At 33.8% G+C, this 13456-nt stretch carries 16 protein-coding genes; 8 read left to right on the top strand and 8 right to left on the bottom strand.

Translation table 11 applies throughout. From position 1 onward, the window contains the following. The first annotated feature begins 98 nt into the window (after positions 1–98). Genes DR017_RS13395 through miaA form a run of 4 tightly spaced genes read left to right on the top strand, consistent with a single transcriptional unit; the run spans position 99 to position 3777 of the window. Entirely contained in the window at positions 99–1346 is a 1248-nt protein-coding gene (locus DR017_RS13395; protein WP_002678831.1) for a dihydroorotase, read from the top strand. A gap of 29 nt (positions 1347–1375) precedes the next feature. After that, positions 1376–2032, top strand: coding sequence for an alpha/beta hydrolase (locus tag DR017_RS13390; RefSeq protein ID WP_002678804.1), 657 nt, complete (start codon positions 1376–1378; stop codon positions 2030–2032). 4 nt (positions 2033–2036) lie between these two features. After that, positions 2037–2882 (top strand): ion transporter, encoded by an 846-nt coding sequence (locus tag DR017_RS13385; RefSeq protein WP_002678838.1) that lies wholly within the window; start codon positions 2037–2039, stop codon positions 2880–2882. Beyond that, complete coding sequence (gene miaA / locus DR017_RS13380; protein ID WP_002678746.1) at positions 2866–3777, top strand: tRNA (adenosine(37)-N6)-dimethylallyltransferase MiaA; 912 nt, start codon at positions 2866–2868, stop codon at positions 3775–3777. Before DR017_RS13385 ends, miaA begins: the two co-directional genes overlap by 17 nt. Before the next feature lie 61 nt (positions 3778–3838). Here the strand turns inward: miaA and DR017_RS13375 are convergent, their stop codons facing one another. From DR017_RS13375 to DR017_RS13350, 6 genes are all read right to left on the bottom strand, one after another. Next, positions 3839–4360 (bottom strand): DUF7935 family protein, encoded by a 522-nt coding sequence (locus DR017_RS13375; RefSeq protein ID WP_040361029.1) that lies wholly within the window; start codon positions 4358–4360, stop codon positions 3839–3841. Between the two features lie 4 nt (positions 4361–4364). Next, the gene (locus DR017_RS13370) at positions 4365–5771 is read right to left on the bottom strand and encodes a TlpA family protein disulfide reductase (RefSeq protein ID WP_040361026.1); all 1407 of its coding nucleotides are present in this window, start codon (positions 5769–5771) and stop codon (positions 4365–4367) included. Between the two features lie 138 nt (positions 5772–5909). Then, positions 5910–6704, bottom strand: a complete 795-nt coding sequence (locus tag DR017_RS13365) for a rhomboid family intramembrane serine protease (protein ID WP_002678702.1) — start codon at positions 6702–6704, stop codon at positions 5910–5912. After that, positions 6701–7813, bottom strand: a complete 1113-nt coding sequence (lpxB, locus tag DR017_RS13360; protein ID WP_002678820.1) for a lipid-A-disaccharide synthase — start codon at positions 7811–7813, stop codon at positions 6701–6703. The genes DR017_RS13365 and lpxB overlap by 4 nt, the downstream gene beginning before the upstream one ends. 4 nt (positions 7814–7817) lie before the next feature. Further along, a complete protein-coding gene (locus tag DR017_RS13355; RefSeq protein ID WP_040361024.1) occupies positions 7818–8513 on the bottom strand; it encodes a peptidylprolyl isomerase in 696 nt (231 codons plus the stop codon). Beyond that, on the bottom strand, positions 8510–9283 hold the full coding sequence (locus DR017_RS13350; RefSeq protein ID WP_002678875.1) for an alpha/beta fold hydrolase: 774 nt from the start codon (positions 9281–9283) through the stop codon (positions 8510–8512). Before DR017_RS13350 ends, DR017_RS13355 begins: the two co-directional genes overlap by 4 nt. A gap of 95 nt (positions 9284–9378) precedes the next feature. Here DR017_RS13350 and DR017_RS13345 point away from each other — a divergent pair, with 95 nt between their 5' ends. Then, positions 9379–10125 (top strand): biotin--[acetyl-CoA-carboxylase] ligase, encoded by a 747-nt coding sequence (locus tag DR017_RS13345; protein WP_002678835.1) that lies wholly within the window; start codon positions 9379–9381, stop codon positions 10123–10125. Between the two features lie 10 nt (positions 10126–10135). Here DR017_RS13345 and DR017_RS13340 read toward each other — a convergent pair whose 3' ends face one another. Both DR017_RS13340 and udk read right to left on the bottom strand, forming a co-directional pair. Then, positions 10136–10444, bottom strand: coding sequence for a septum formation initiator family protein (locus tag DR017_RS13340; RefSeq protein ID WP_002678902.1), 309 nt, complete (start codon positions 10442–10444; stop codon positions 10136–10138). After that, on the bottom strand, positions 10444–11058 hold the full coding sequence (udk, locus tag DR017_RS13335; protein WP_002678742.1) for a uridine kinase: 615 nt from the start codon (positions 11056–11058) through the stop codon (positions 10444–10446). The genes DR017_RS13340 and udk overlap by 1 nt, the downstream gene beginning before the upstream one ends. A gap of 124 nt (positions 11059–11182) precedes the next feature. On the opposite strand from udk, the gene DR017_RS13330 reads away from it, so the two are divergent. From DR017_RS13330 to DR017_RS13320, 3 genes are read left to right on the top strand one after another with little or no spacing between them, the layout of a single operon-like run. Continuing rightward, entirely contained in the window at positions 11183–11992 is an 810-nt protein-coding gene (locus DR017_RS13330; protein WP_002678863.1) for a M48 family metallopeptidase, read from the top strand. 19 nt (positions 11993–12011) lie between these two features. Then, the gene (locus DR017_RS13325) at positions 12012–12869 is read left to right on the top strand and encodes a GH25 family lysozyme (RefSeq protein ID WP_002678698.1); all 858 of its coding nucleotides are present in this window, start codon (positions 12012–12014) and stop codon (positions 12867–12869) included. Further along, the gene (locus tag DR017_RS13320; protein WP_002678722.1) at positions 12866–13435 is read left to right on the top strand and encodes a 5-formyltetrahydrofolate cyclo-ligase; all 570 of its coding nucleotides are present in this window, start codon (positions 12866–12868) and stop codon (positions 13433–13435) included. Before DR017_RS13325 ends, DR017_RS13320 begins: the two co-directional genes overlap by 4 nt. The last annotated feature ends 21 nt before the right edge of the window (positions 13436–13456 follow it).

The following is a 13456-nucleotide window of genomic DNA, read 5'->3' as shown; positions in this document are numbered from 1 at the left end:
ATCTAAATTTAATTGTTAAAATTGTTAATTGTTGATTGTTAATTGTTAATTAATTTGTACCTTTGCCCATAAAATTTATGAAAGCCTAAAAAGCGACTATGGATATTCTATTAAAATCAGCACGGATTATTGATTCAGAAAGTGCCTATCACAATAAAGTTAGAGATATTCTTATCTCGGGAGGTGTTATTCAGCAAGTTAGTGAATCTATTCCTCTTACTAATGAAATACAAGTATTAGAGAATATTTATGTTTCACAAGGATGGACAGATAGTAGTGTTTGTTTTGGAGAACCAGGGTTTGAAGAAAGAGAAACTTTAGCTAATGGGATGCGTACAGCAGAGAAAAGTGGTTTTACTCATTTGTTAATCAATCCACTCACACATCCTGTAGTAGATAGTCAGTCGGGGGTAGTATATATAAAGAATAAGACAGCCCATTGTGCTGCAACAGCTCATCCTATTGGTGCACTTACCATAGAAAGCAAAGGTGAGTATCTTGCTGAGCTTTTTGATATGAAAAATGGAGGAGCAGTGGCTTTTGGAGATTATAAAAAAACTATTAACAACAGTAATTTGTTAAAAATAGCCTTACAATACACTCAACCTTTTGGAGGTATTGTAATTTCTTTTCCTAATGATACTAAAATTATGGGTAAAGGAGTGGTGAATGAACATATTGAAGCCACTCGTTTGGGACTGAAAGGAATTCCTGCTTTAGCTGAAGAACTTATCGTTGCACGTGATTTGGCTGTATTAGAATATGCAGGGGGAAAATTGCATATCCCAACAATTTCTACAGCAAAATCGGTTGCCTTAATTAGAGAAGCTAAAGCTAAAGGATTAGATGTAAGTTGTAGTGTAGCAATACATAACTTACATTTTACAGATGAAGTGTTGGAGAATTTTAATACTAACTACAAAGTATTACCTCCTTTACGTGATACTGCTAATGTACAAGCACTTAGAGAGGCATTGAACGAGGGAGTTATAGACTTCGTTACTTCCGACCATAATCCATTAGATATAGAATTGAAATTTAAAGAGTTTGATTGGGCAGCTTTTGGTACAATAGGTCTAGAAAATGCCTTTGGTATTCTTACCCAATACACTTCTATAGAACGAGTTATACAATTACTTACTTCAGCTCGCAAACGTTTTGGCATTCCTTCTACACCTATTACTGAAGGAACTTCTGCTGATATGACTTTATTTACTCCCGAAAATTCTTTAGTTTTTACAATAAATGATATTTTGTCGGCTTCTAAAAATAGTGCCTTTATAGGAGAGACAATGAAAGGAAAAGTTATAGGAGTAATAGCTCGTAATCAGTTGGTGTTGAATTAGAAACTACAAAAAGAAAACTTATAATTAAAATGAGTAACAACAAAAAAATCCCATTAGAATATATTGTTAGAGAACCTCAAGTGAGAACTAAACGTCCGCCTGTAATCTTTATGTTACACGGATATGGTAGTAATGAAGAAGATCTTTTTTCTTTTGCTGATGCTCTACCTGCTGAATATATGATTATCTCTTTTAGAGCACCTTATCATTTGGTGACTTTTGGCTATGCTTGGTATATGATTAATTTTGATGCTGAGCAAGAGAATTTTAGTGATAATGAACAAGCAATAGCTTCACGCGACCTTATTATGCAGTGTATAGAGGAGCTTTGCAAGTTATACGATTTAGATAACAAAAATATTACACTATTAGGTTTTAGTCAAGGAAGCATCCTCAGTATAGCGATAGCTCTTTCTTATCCTAAGAAAATACACAATGTAATTGCACTTAGTGGATATGTGAATAAAGATATTTTAAAAGAAGGTTATGCTCTTGAAAATCATTCAGCTACTCGTTTTTATGTATCACATGGGGCAAGTGATCAAGTGATTCCTGTGGAATGGGCACGCCGAACTTCAGAATTTCTAAAGAATTTGGGTATTAAATACAAATATGAGGAGTTTCCTGTAGGGCACGGTGTTTCACCACAAAACTTCTATTCTTTCCGTGATTGGCTTATCGAGTAATGCTATGGATAAAAAGGTATTCAACACTAAATACGAACTTTTTAAAAGGAAAGCCTATATCATTATTTATGGCACTAATACACCTTTAGGCAAGTTGTTTGACTTGGTGCTATTAGCACTGATTGTTATCAGTGTAATAATGGTAATGCTTGAAACAGTGCAAGGAGTAAATGAACATTTGCACGGAGTACTCGTGTTTATGGAATGGGTGATTACTATTTTCTTCTCAATGGAATATGCCTTGAGAATTATTACTAATAAAAAACCTTATCGCTATATTTTCAGTCTTTATGGTATTATCGATTTGATTTCTATATTGCCTATGTACTTGTCGTTTATTGCTCCAGGAGCTAAGGCTATATCGGTAACACGTGCTTTGCGATTGCTTAGAATTTTTCGGATTTTAGATTTGGTGAGCTTTATGAATCAAGGTGAGGAGCTAAAAATGGCATTACGTACCAGCAGAAATAAGATTATTATTTTTATCTACTTTGTATCGGTGATATGTGTGCTCTTTGGTTCGTTGATGTATGTAATAGAAGGACACCAAAACGGTTTTACTAGTATTCCACGTAGTATTTATTGGTGTATAGTTACGATGACTACTGTAGGGTATGGTGATATAGCTCCTGCAACTACTTTAGGACAAATGTTAGCTTCGCTTATAATGATTCTGGGGTATGGTATTGTTGCTGTGCCTACAGGTATTGTTACTGCTGAATATACTAAAATGAAAACTCAACGCCGACGCTGTAAACATTGTAACTTTCAAAATCCTCCTGAAGCAAAATATTGTAACCAATGTGGCTCACCACTGAATGAACCTATAACAGATGTCGATAAAAAATAAGAAAACACTCCTCACTATAGTAGGTCCTACAGCTATAGGCAAAACGAGTTTGGCGATAGACTTAGCGTTGCACTTTGGTACAGAAATTATTTCTTGTGATTCTCGTCAGTTCTTCAAAGAGATGAGTATAGGTACTGCTGTTCCTTCTGCTAAAGAATTAGCACAAGCAAAACATCATTTTATACAACATAAATCGATATACGAACCTTACTCAGTGGGTGATTTTGAACGCGATGCTATTACTTTGCTCACTGAACTTTTTCAGCGAAATGATGTAGTGATAATGGTGGGAGGAAGTGGACTCTATGCCGATGCAGTGCTTTATGGATTAGATGATTTTCCTGAAGTTTCCCCTGAGATTAGGAATGGATTGAATAAACTTTATCAAAAACAAGGTATTACTTATCTGCAAACAAGACTCAAAGATTTAGACCCCATACAATATACCCAAATGGATGTCCAAAATCCTCAGCGAATGATGCGTGCTTTAGAAGTGTGTATAGCTTCAGGTAAGCCTTATTCATCTTTCTTAAACAAAAAGGAAACTCTTAGAGATTTTACAAATATCACCATTGGACTTACTGCCGAACGTGAAGTTGTGTATAATCGCATTAACGAGCGGGTAGAGCTAATGCTTGAAAATGGATTACTGATAGAGGCTCAAACACTTTTTCCTCATAAGAAACTCAATGCTTTACAAACAGTGGGCTATAGAGAATTATTTAACTTTTTTGAAGGAAAAACTTCTTTAGATTTTGCAATTGAAGAAATAAAGAAAAATACTCGTCGTTTTGCTAAACGTCAATACACTTGGTTTCATAAAAATAAAGATATTAATTGGTTTGAAATAAATCAATTAGATAAATTATCTATATGTCAGTTGCTTGATATGTGAAAATAAATTAGCCAAAGTTCAAAACTTTGGCTAATTTATATAATATTTAGTAATGTTACAATTATCTTAAAAATTGTTTTACTTCTTCTTTTAAGTGACTTAGGGCATTAGCTGAAGGAGTAGCTTTTTCGGCAAATTCTTTGAATACGGATTCTACCATTGCTTGTGAATCTTTTAGTTCATCGTTGTGAGCAGCTTTTCTAATCATGTGTATAGTGGCTATTTTTGCCGTTCTGATGATTTGCCATAATTGATTGCTTAAATATATTTGTTGAGCCAAATTATGTTCAAATTCTTCATCTATAGAATTGATGAGAAGTATTTCATACTCTTGTTTAGAAAAATTGTGAGGAGGAACGCGCAAAAAGAGTTGTTGTGGAGTAATACGTTCTAAGAAAAGTGTCATACGCTCATAAGCTTGCAAGCGAATAGGTAAGGCGTACTTTTGATTTTCCTTTTGTAGTAAAAAGAAACGTTTTTTGTCCTCGTTTTGAATGTGCATTCTAAAGAAATAGAAAGAGATTGCTCCTACAATAAGCGCAGGAATACAATACATAATGAAATTGACAATTTGGTCAGACATAAGTTTAAGATGCTTTATATAATAAAATTTTTTCTAAGTTAGGGCTGAATATATCTTCAAAAGCTGATATAATACGCCCATTTTTATCTATAATTACTGATTTGTTGATATTGTTGATAAGGAATTTCTGTGACAAATCCATAAAGTTGGTAGAATGGTATTGGTCTGTCCATTGATTTTCAGAAATTCTTTTGCGCCATTGGGTTTTATCTTGCCCTATATCAATACCCACAAACTTTACATTAGGGAATAGACTTTTAAGTTGGGCAATCCTATCAAAAATCAAGTTAGAGAGTTCCCTTTGGTTTACTGACCAAAAGTAGTATATAGTTACTTCAGGTTTTTGTATTTCAGAAAACTTAGTGAGAGTGCCTTTGGTGTCTATTAAATCGAAATCGGGAGGGATTTGTCCAGCCTGCAAAGCAATTACATTTTTGAATACTTTGTCTAATTCGGCTTTGTGTTCATTATCTTTATTATACTTTGCAAATTTATCAAAATAATCTTGATATTGTGCATGTTCTTGGATATTAAAGATATAAGCATAAGCTGCATTTCGGTATAGATTATCTCTCAGACTTCCTTTATCAAATAAGCTATCAATGATTTTAATTTTTTCTAAGTGAAAACCTAACTCTCGGTTTACATCTACTAAAGTACTATTGTTGTGAGTGTACTTTGTAAAGGCTAAGTTGTTCACATACATTACCATATAGCTGTAATAAGGTCGGTAATACTCTAAAAAAGAGTTGTTATAGTCAATTTGTTTTCTATAGTTGTAGAATTCAGAGGGTAAAAGGTGGTTTATAAGATTTTTATTCTTATCTTGATATATAAATGGATATATTTCAATCTCTTTGTAGAGAGGAAACATACTGCTCACTAAGGCTATATTTTTAGCTTTATCAGAGAGATAAGGATGGTTTTTTATAAAATTATCACATTCCCTTTTCTTTATCATCAAAATAGAATCAATTTTTTCTTTATATGCTATAGGAGGGAGGGAATGATATTTTTTTAACTCGTCACTTTGGATATCAATGTTGTTTAGCTGTGAGAGCAAAAAGTTATTGATAGCAGCCCCCTTTCCTGAAAAGGAAATACTTTCCTCGAAACGCAAAATATTGGCATATACTACTAAACTATCCAAAGGTTCTAAATAAATATATTGATATTTACCTCCTATTTCAAAATTATACAGTTTACTTTCTTTAATATTTAAAGAGAAAGTAAAATTCTTATCTTTGTTAAGGAAAGTGGTATCAATAGCAATATCATTAGCGTATAAAATCACTAATGAGTCCTTAGAGTTTGGAAAAAAAACTGTAAAAAAAGTACTATTTGTATGTTGTTTTTTACAGCCTGACAAGGCAATAATTAAGGTTAATAATAAAACTCTTCTCATCTTCATAAATCAAAAAAAACATTCAACTATTGGATGCAAAAGTACAAAAACTATCTAATCTAAAAAGTTAAATACATGTTAAATAAATAGTCAATGTGAAATATTAATATTAATTAACTTTTTTACATCTTTTTTAACATACGATTACTCATTTTCTTTAGTAGCTTGAAAGAGGTATTTTTTTTCTTCATCAGTAAGACTATCGTAGCCGCTAGTACTTATCTTATTAAATAATTTTTGTATCTGATGTTGTTTTATTTTCTGATTTTCAGATAAATGAGGTGTTTGCGGTTCTGTAATAGTGGGAGGCGAAACAATATGGGGCTTTTTTTTGTATAAAAAGAAATATTTATAAATGAAACCTATTAGTAGTCCGCTTAAAATTCCTCCAAAATGAGCTATTTTTCCTCCGATATTTGTAGAAATATCTATACAATCAAATAATATAAGAGCAAGAAGAAAATATAGTAATTGTATTCTAAAAGTGAAAACGTATATTTTATAGGATGGAAAAATAGTAACCACGAAGAATAAAAGACCTATAACAGCTGCTGAAGCACCTAGTAAGGCATTGTAGTTAGTTTCTGGACTGATGTGACCCCATAATAAAAAGGCAATACCTCCACCCATCAGACTGAAAAAATAAGTGTTTAAGAAGATTTTTGTTTTAAAAAGCCTGAAGAAAATATGCCCTGAGAAAAAGAGGAAAAGCATATTCCAAAACAGATGTTCTATACTTATGTGATAAAAAGCATAAGTAAATAATGTCCAAGGCCGTTCTAAGAACAAGGGTAGTTGTTGAGGAACACATAGCCATTGGTTTAGTTGTGATTTAGAGAATATTCCTCCATATACTAAACCTTGGGTGACACCAAATACTATCAGTGTGAATATAATCACATTATTAGCGGCATTGAATTTTTGTGATAAGGAATTCATTGTTGTTGTTTTAGTATGAGTGATGCTGTCTTTTCACTAGCACCTTCACCTCCTAATTTCTCTCTGAGTTGTACATAATCTTTAAATACTTCATACCGATGGCGATAGGTAGAAAGTTTATCTAATTCTATTTTGAGGTTCTTTTTAGTAAGATCTCCTTGAATGAGTTCGGTTACAACTGGTTTATCCATAATGAGATTCACTAATGAGATATATTTTAGTTTGATAATACGTTTAGCGATGTGATAAGAAATCCAATTTCCTTTGTAACATACTACTTCGGGGATATTTAATAAGGCTGTTTCGAGGGTAGCTGTACCACTGGTTACCAAAGCAGCATACGAAATTGACAATAAATCGTAGGTTTTTCCGCTTACAAAGTGTACATTTTCCTCTTTGATGAAACGCTGGTAAAAATCGTAGTCGATAGAAGGAGCTCCTGCAATTACAAATTGGTATTGGTGATAATCATCTACTATGGAGAGCATTATCTTTAACATTTTAGCAATTTCTTGTTTTCTACTGCCAGGGAGTAAGGCTATAATAGGACGATGGTCTAAACCGTTTTCAGCTTTAAAAATAGCCTCATCTACTTCTTGTCGTTGAGCAATAGCATCGAGGAGGGGATGTCCTACAAAGTGTACACGATATTGATGTTTCTTTTCGTAGAAGTCTTTTTCAAAAGGCAAGATTACGTACATAGCATCTACATCTCGTTTTATGGCTTTGATGCGATTTTCTTTCCACGCCCATATTTGAGGAGATATATAATAATGAGTAGGGATACCTTGCTGCTTAGCCCATTTGGCGATACGCATATTGAACCCAGGATAATCTACGAAAATGAGTATATCGGGTTTAAATTCAGAGATGTCTTTCTTACAAAAACTAATATTTCTGAGGATAGTACGCAAGTTGAGTAATACCTCTAAAAAACCCATAAAGGCTAGATCTTTGTAGTGTTTTACGAGGGTGCCTCCCACTGCTTGCATACGATCGCCTCCCCAAAATCGAAAGTTTGCCTGAGGATCTTTAGCTAAAAGGGCTTTCATTAGGTTAGCAGCGTGCAAGTCACCCGATGCTTCTCCAGCGATAATATAGTATTTCATTTGTTTATTTATTAAGGATTATTACTTTCATTTTGATGTCTTTAGTAGGCCAATTATCTCTGCCTTCAGTGGGGACTTGGTTGATTTTATCTACCACGTCCATACCTGCTATTACTTTGCCAAAAGCTGTATAGTTACCGTCTAAATGATATGCACCAGGTTTTTGTACTACAATAAAAAACTCATAGGGTGAAGCGAATTGGTGTGGATTGTCGATATCGCTACTAGGCATAGAAACAATACCGCGATGGTGTTTGAATCCTTTTTTAGTATCTGGAGGTAATAAATAAGACCCTATGGCAGCTCTCCGACGGCTTATTTCCCAAGTTTCGGAATTGCCTCCTTGTATGACAAAATTTTTTACCACTCGGTGAAAAACAGTGCCGTCAAAATATTTTTGTTTGGTGAGAAAGATAAAGTTAGCGCGGTGGTAGGGAGTTTCATTAAACAATTCAATATCGATATTCCCATAATCGGTAATGATTCGTACAAAGCGCTCTTTGTTTTCTTTCTCATATTGATTGAGAAAGGGGATTACATTATCAGTAGTGAGTGTTTCTATAGGAGCTACCTTTTCTTCTGCAACAGTTGTTGTAGTGTCTTTTGAAGTTGTTGTACTACTTTGTGTAGTAGTTGTTTTAGGTGAAGGCTCGTTACAAGCTACAGTTAATAAGCCTATCAATAATAAGCATTTTCTCATATTTGTTTCATAAAATTACGCAACACCTCTATAGTGGCTGCTTCATTTTCAATATATACCAGATGTCCACCCTCTAATACAGTGCTTTGCATTCCTATAGATTCGCCTAAAGCTGTCATTTTTTGGTAAGGAATTAAAGCATCTTCTTTTCCTAAGATAAAGAGTTTTTTAGATGAAAGATGTTGGAGTACAAAAGTGCGATCGGGACGCTCTTTCATTCCTAAAGAAGCGGCTACAATCCCCTCATTAGGTGTTGTGACACCAATATTGATGAGTTGTTGTAGAGCAACTGTCATTGTAGTGCGGTTTTTTTCACTAAACAAATTAGTAACAGCTGTACGTACAAATAGTTCTTTTTCTTTTTCAATAATTTTCAATACACGGTCGCGATTGGCTTTTTTTTCTTCAGAGTCGGGTAGAGGAGTAGAGTTGAGCAATACCAAACCTTCAACATTTTTTGGAAAACGCTCTGCAAAAGCAAGTGCTACGTAACCTCCCATAGAGTGTCCTACTAAAGTGCATTGAGTAATGTTCTCATAGTCTAAAACAGCTTTTACTTCATCAGCCATCATTTCCATAGTGTGTATGGGGGCAATAGTAGGGGTTTTTCCGTGTCCTAAAAGGTCTATACATAATATTTTATAAGTATCAGAAAGCGATTTAGAAAGTGCATTCCATACAATGCTATCTTCTAAGAAACCATGAAGAAATACAAGTGTTTTGTTAGAGAGATTACCTTGTAAAGTATAGTAAGAAATAGGTGTTTTCATTTTAACAAATTATAGAAAGGACAAAAGTAGTAATATTTTTTTAATTTGTTAATAAACAAATTGATAAATTGACAAATTATTTATACTTTTGCACTATGAATATTATTGAATTAAAAACTGTAGATTCTACAAATCGCTATCTAAAAGAGCTTGTACATTCTGAAACTTCATTACCTAACTTTCTCACTATATGGACGCCTCAACAAACGGCAGGTGTAGGACAGTATGGGGCAAAATGGCAAACAGAACCTTATCAAAATCTTACTTTTAGTATGCTTTTTATCCCTAAAAACCTGTTGCTACAGCAGGCTTTTTTGCTAAACATGTCGGTTGCTATAGCTGTGGTGAGGGCAGTAGAAGATGTTTTAAGAGAACACTCACTCACTGAAGAGCTCTACATCAAATGGCCTAATGATATTTTAATTAATAATAAAAAAGTAGGAGGGATACTGATAGAAAATGTATTACAAGGACAACAAATGGCTAAAAGTGTCATAGGTATAGGATTGAATGTGAATCAAATAGAGTTTGAAGGGTTGCCTAAAGCTTCTTCATTAAAGAATATTATCAAGAAGAATTTAGATATAGAACAGCTAATGAAGCGCATTATTAGTAATCTAGAAAAAGAATTAACTGTAATAGAGAAATTTTCCTTTGAGGAGATATATAATGAGTACAGAAATTATTTGTTTCGTTTAGAAAAAGTATCTACTTTTAGGTCGCCAGAAGGAATACATTTTATGGGAATTATAAAAGGAGTTACATCTATAGGAGAATTGATAGTAGCAACTGAAGAGACAATTAAAAAATTTTCTCTCAAACAGATAGAACTATTGTACTAATTTCTAACACCTAATTAATGGTATCATATTCAATGATAAAAACTTCTTCATCATCATGTTTTAAATAATACACTTCACGTCCTAATTTTTCTTTACCTTCGTCAGTATAGAGAGCCTCTAATTCTTTTTTGTCTTTTTCAATTTCTTTTTGCAAGAATTGTTTTTGTCGAGTGAGTTTATCTAATTCACTGTTCATATTTCTATGTACCAAAAATGAAGCATTGTCAAAAAAGAGCATATAGATAGTAAATACCCCTCCTACGACAAGGTATTTTTTATATCCTTTGAAAATAGACGAAAAATTAGCTGTTTTTTTCATTATTGTTGAAAAATACGATTGTGAACAAGAGTTTTAAGGATTTCTATAGCTACAGTATTGCGGCGATTGTTAGGGATAATGATATCGGCAAATTCTTTAGCAGGTTCTATAAATTCGAGGTGCATAGGTTTAAGGGTCGTTTGGTAGCGGTTAAGTACTTCGCTCACATCTCTACCACGTTCAGTAATGTCGCGTTTGATACGGCGGATAAGTCGCTCATCGGAGTCGGCATGAACAAAAATTTTAATATCAAATAATTGGCGAATATCAGGATGGGAGAAGATTAGAATGCCCTCTACAATCACCACTTTTGTAGGTTTTACCAAAATAGTTTCGGGAGTGCGGTTGTGTTCTACAAATGAATAGGTAGGACTTTCTATTGATTTGCCTTCTTTAAGAGCTAAAAGGTGTTCTTTTAGTAATTCAAAATCTATAGAATTGGGGTGATCGAAATTTATTTTAGTGCGATCGGCAAACGATAAATGACTCAAATCTTTATAATAAGAATCTTGTGAGATAACAGTTACTTCTTCGCCAGAAAGTTCTTTAATTATTTGATTGACAACGGTAGTCTTACCACAACCAGTACCGCCTGTAATTCCTATGATAAGCATTTTTAAAAATTTTGGGGCAAAATTAGTAAAAAAGAGGGGATTAAAAAAATAAAAAAATAAGAAACATTTTGTAGTGTATAAAAAAAGTATTACATTTGTCGCATTAATTAAAAAGAATTTTTTGATGAAAAAAATTATCTTAACTGCGTTATGCGTAGGAGTATTTGGTTTTTGCCAAGCTCAGAAAATCAATTTAGGAAAGGCTGCAAGTGCTGTTTCTAAAGGAGCTCAAGCACTTGCTTTTAGTAATGAAGATGCTAAAAAACTTTCAAAAGAATCGGTAGAATGGATGGATAAACACAATCCAGTAACCGATAGTAAAAGTCCTTATACCAAACGTTTGAATCGCCTTTTTGGCAAGCACAAAAGTGAAGATGGTTTAGAGCTTAATTACAAAGTGTATCACGTGATTGATATCAACGCTTTTGCTTGTGCTGATGGCAGTGTGCGTGTGTTCTCTTCATTGATGGATTTGATGACTGATGATGAACTTTTAGCAATTATTGGTCATGAAATAGGTCACGTAAAAAATGAAGATACTAAAGATGCTATTAAATCAGCTTATATGCGTGCAGCAGCTCAAGATGCTGCAGGAGCAGCTTCAGGAGCAGTAAGAGCCTTAAGCGACACTGAACTTGGAGAGATGGCTAATGCTATGCTTGAAGCTAAACATAGTAAAAAACAAGAGTCACAAGCTGATGAATACGCTTATAACTTTATGAAAAAACACGGTTACAACGTAGTAGCTGTTTACACTGCTTTCAAAAAGATGGCATTACTTTCAGGTGGTGATACTCAAAGCAAATTCCAAAAAATGATGAGTTCTCACCCCGATAGCGAAAAACGTGCTGAAGCTGCTAAAAAACGTGCTATTAAAGATGGTCTTTGGAAAGACCCAGGAGAGGTAACCCTACCCCAAACTCCTATAAAATAATAACCTCTCTATAATATAAATGAGAAAAAAACAAAGAAAAGCACCTCATACCCTCAGAAGAAACAAGTCTAACGCTTTCAAATACATAAGTGTATTTTTAGCGTGTCTTTTGTTGTTGGGGATAGGAGGTGCTTTTTATATTAGAAACTATTATCCAGCCCTTTATCAAAAAATTCTTAATAAACTCACTTCTCGCAAAATGAATTCTACTTATGAGAGTGCGCGTATTGAACGCATAGTGAGTTTGTATTATGATAAAGTATTCGGTATTGACCTTTCTCACTATCAGGAACGCGATGAAATACAATGGGATAGTCTTTACATCAAAAACAAAACAGTTCGTTACCCCTTACAATTTACTATTTTTAGGGCGACAATGGGCAACGAAGCTACCGATAAAAACTTCATTCACTTTTGGAAGGAAGCTAAAAAACATCAACTGATACGAGGGGCTTATCACTACTATCGTCCCGATGAAGATCCTATATTACAAGCTCAATCTTACCTCAAAAACACTACGCTTGAAAAGGGTGATTTCCTGCCTATATTAGATGTAGAACAATTGCCTAAGAAAAAAACAAAAGAACAGTTCCTTAAAGATATACAAACGTGGTTAGACCTCGTTGAAAAGCGCTATAAACGCAAACCTATACTTTATACCTATATTAGTTTTTACGAAGATTATTTGTACCCTACTTTTAAGAGTTATCCTCTTTGGGTAGCTAACTACAACAATGTATCGGTACCTACCTCAGTATTTACTTGGAAGATGTGGCAATTTACTGAAAATGGTATTACCGCAGGGGCTAAAGTGAAGATAGACTTCAATGTTTTCAATGGAGATATTACCGAAATACAATCCCTTTTAATCAAATGACCAAGAAAGAATTACGGCAACTCTACAAACAAAAACGCACAGCCTTATCGGTAGCTGAGCTAGAAATGATGAGCCTACAAATTGCTCAGCAACTTTCAATATGCGATATATGGGGATATAATTGTTATCACCTATTCCTATCTATTAAAAAACTCAATGAGGTTGATACAACCCCTATTCTACAACTTCTTTATGAAAAAAACAAACAAGTAGTGGTACCAAAAATGAACTCTGAAAAGAGAACTCTTACTTCTATACCATTTGCCAAAGATACTCTTTTACAAACAAATAGTTGGGGAGTGCCAGAACCTAAAGATGGAATGGCTATTTCTGCACATAAAATAGAAGTAGTGTTTGTTCCTCTTCTTGCTTACGACCTCTATGGTAATCGTATAGGTTATGGAGGAGGCTACTATGACCGATTTTTAGCAGAATGTCGTCCAGAAACCCTTAAAATAGGGCTTTCATTTTTTTTACCTGAAGAGAATTTTTCGTCTATTTCTCTCTCTACTGATGTTCGTCTTACGCATATAGCAACCCCAGAAAAAATTATAACAATTGAATGATTATCAGTTGTTTTTGACTTA

The sequence above is a fragment of the Capnocytophaga sputigena genome, from assembly GCF_900446695.1.
Lineage (GTDB): Bacteria > Bacteroidota > Bacteroidia > Flavobacteriales > Flavobacteriaceae > Capnocytophaga > Capnocytophaga sputigena.
This window is presented reverse-complemented; position numbering and strand designations above follow the sequence as displayed.

Coding starts and splice junctions, on each gene's coding strand:
- DR017_RS13365 (WP_002678702.1), bottom strand. CDS start 6,704: ATGAATTCCTTATCACAAAAATTCAATGCCGCTAATAATGTGATTATA.
- miaA (WP_002678746.1), top strand. CDS start 2,866: ATGTCGATAAAAAATAAGAAAACACTCCTCACTATAGTAGGTCCTACA.
- DR017_RS13395 (WP_002678831.1), top strand. CDS start 99: ATGGATATTCTATTAAAATCAGCACGGATTATTGATTCAGAAAGTGCC.
- DR017_RS13355 (WP_040361024.1), bottom strand. CDS start 8,513: ATGAGAAAATGCTTATTATTGATAGGCTTATTAACTGTAGCTTGTAAC.
- DR017_RS13325 (WP_002678698.1), top strand. CDS start 12,012: ATGAGAAAAAAACAAAGAAAAGCACCTCATACCCTCAGAAGAAACAAG.
- DR017_RS13320 (WP_002678722.1), top strand. CDS start 12,866: ATGACCAAGAAAGAATTACGGCAACTCTACAAACAAAAACGCACAGCC.
- lpxB (WP_002678820.1), bottom strand. CDS start 7,813: ATGAAATACTATATTATCGCTGGAGAAGCATCGGGTGACTTGCACGCT.
- DR017_RS13375 (WP_040361029.1), bottom strand. CDS start 4,360: ATGTCTGACCAAATTGTCAATTTCATTATGTATTGTATTCCTGCGCTT.
- DR017_RS13345 (WP_002678835.1), top strand. CDS start 9,379: ATGAATATTATTGAATTAAAAACTGTAGATTCTACAAATCGCTATCTA.
- DR017_RS13370 (WP_040361026.1), bottom strand. CDS start 5,771: ATGAAGATGAGAAGAGTTTTATTATTAACCTTAATTATTGCCTTGTCA.
- DR017_RS13350 (WP_002678875.1), bottom strand. CDS start 9,283: ATGAAAACACCTATTTCTTACTATACTTTACAAGGTAATCTCTCTAAC.
- DR017_RS13340 (WP_002678902.1), bottom strand. CDS start 10,444: ATGAAAAAAACAGCTAATTTTTCGTCTATTTTCAAAGGATATAAAAAA.
- DR017_RS13390 (WP_002678804.1), top strand. CDS start 1,376: ATGAGTAACAACAAAAAAATCCCATTAGAATATATTGTTAGAGAACCT.
- udk (WP_002678742.1), bottom strand. CDS start 11,058: ATGCTTATCATAGGAATTACAGGCGGTACTGGTTGTGGTAAGACTACC.
- DR017_RS13385 (WP_002678838.1), top strand. CDS start 2,037: ATGGATAAAAAGGTATTCAACACTAAATACGAACTTTTTAAAAGGAAA.
- DR017_RS13330 (WP_002678863.1), top strand. CDS start 11,183: ATGAAAAAAATTATCTTAACTGCGTTATGCGTAGGAGTATTTGGTTTT.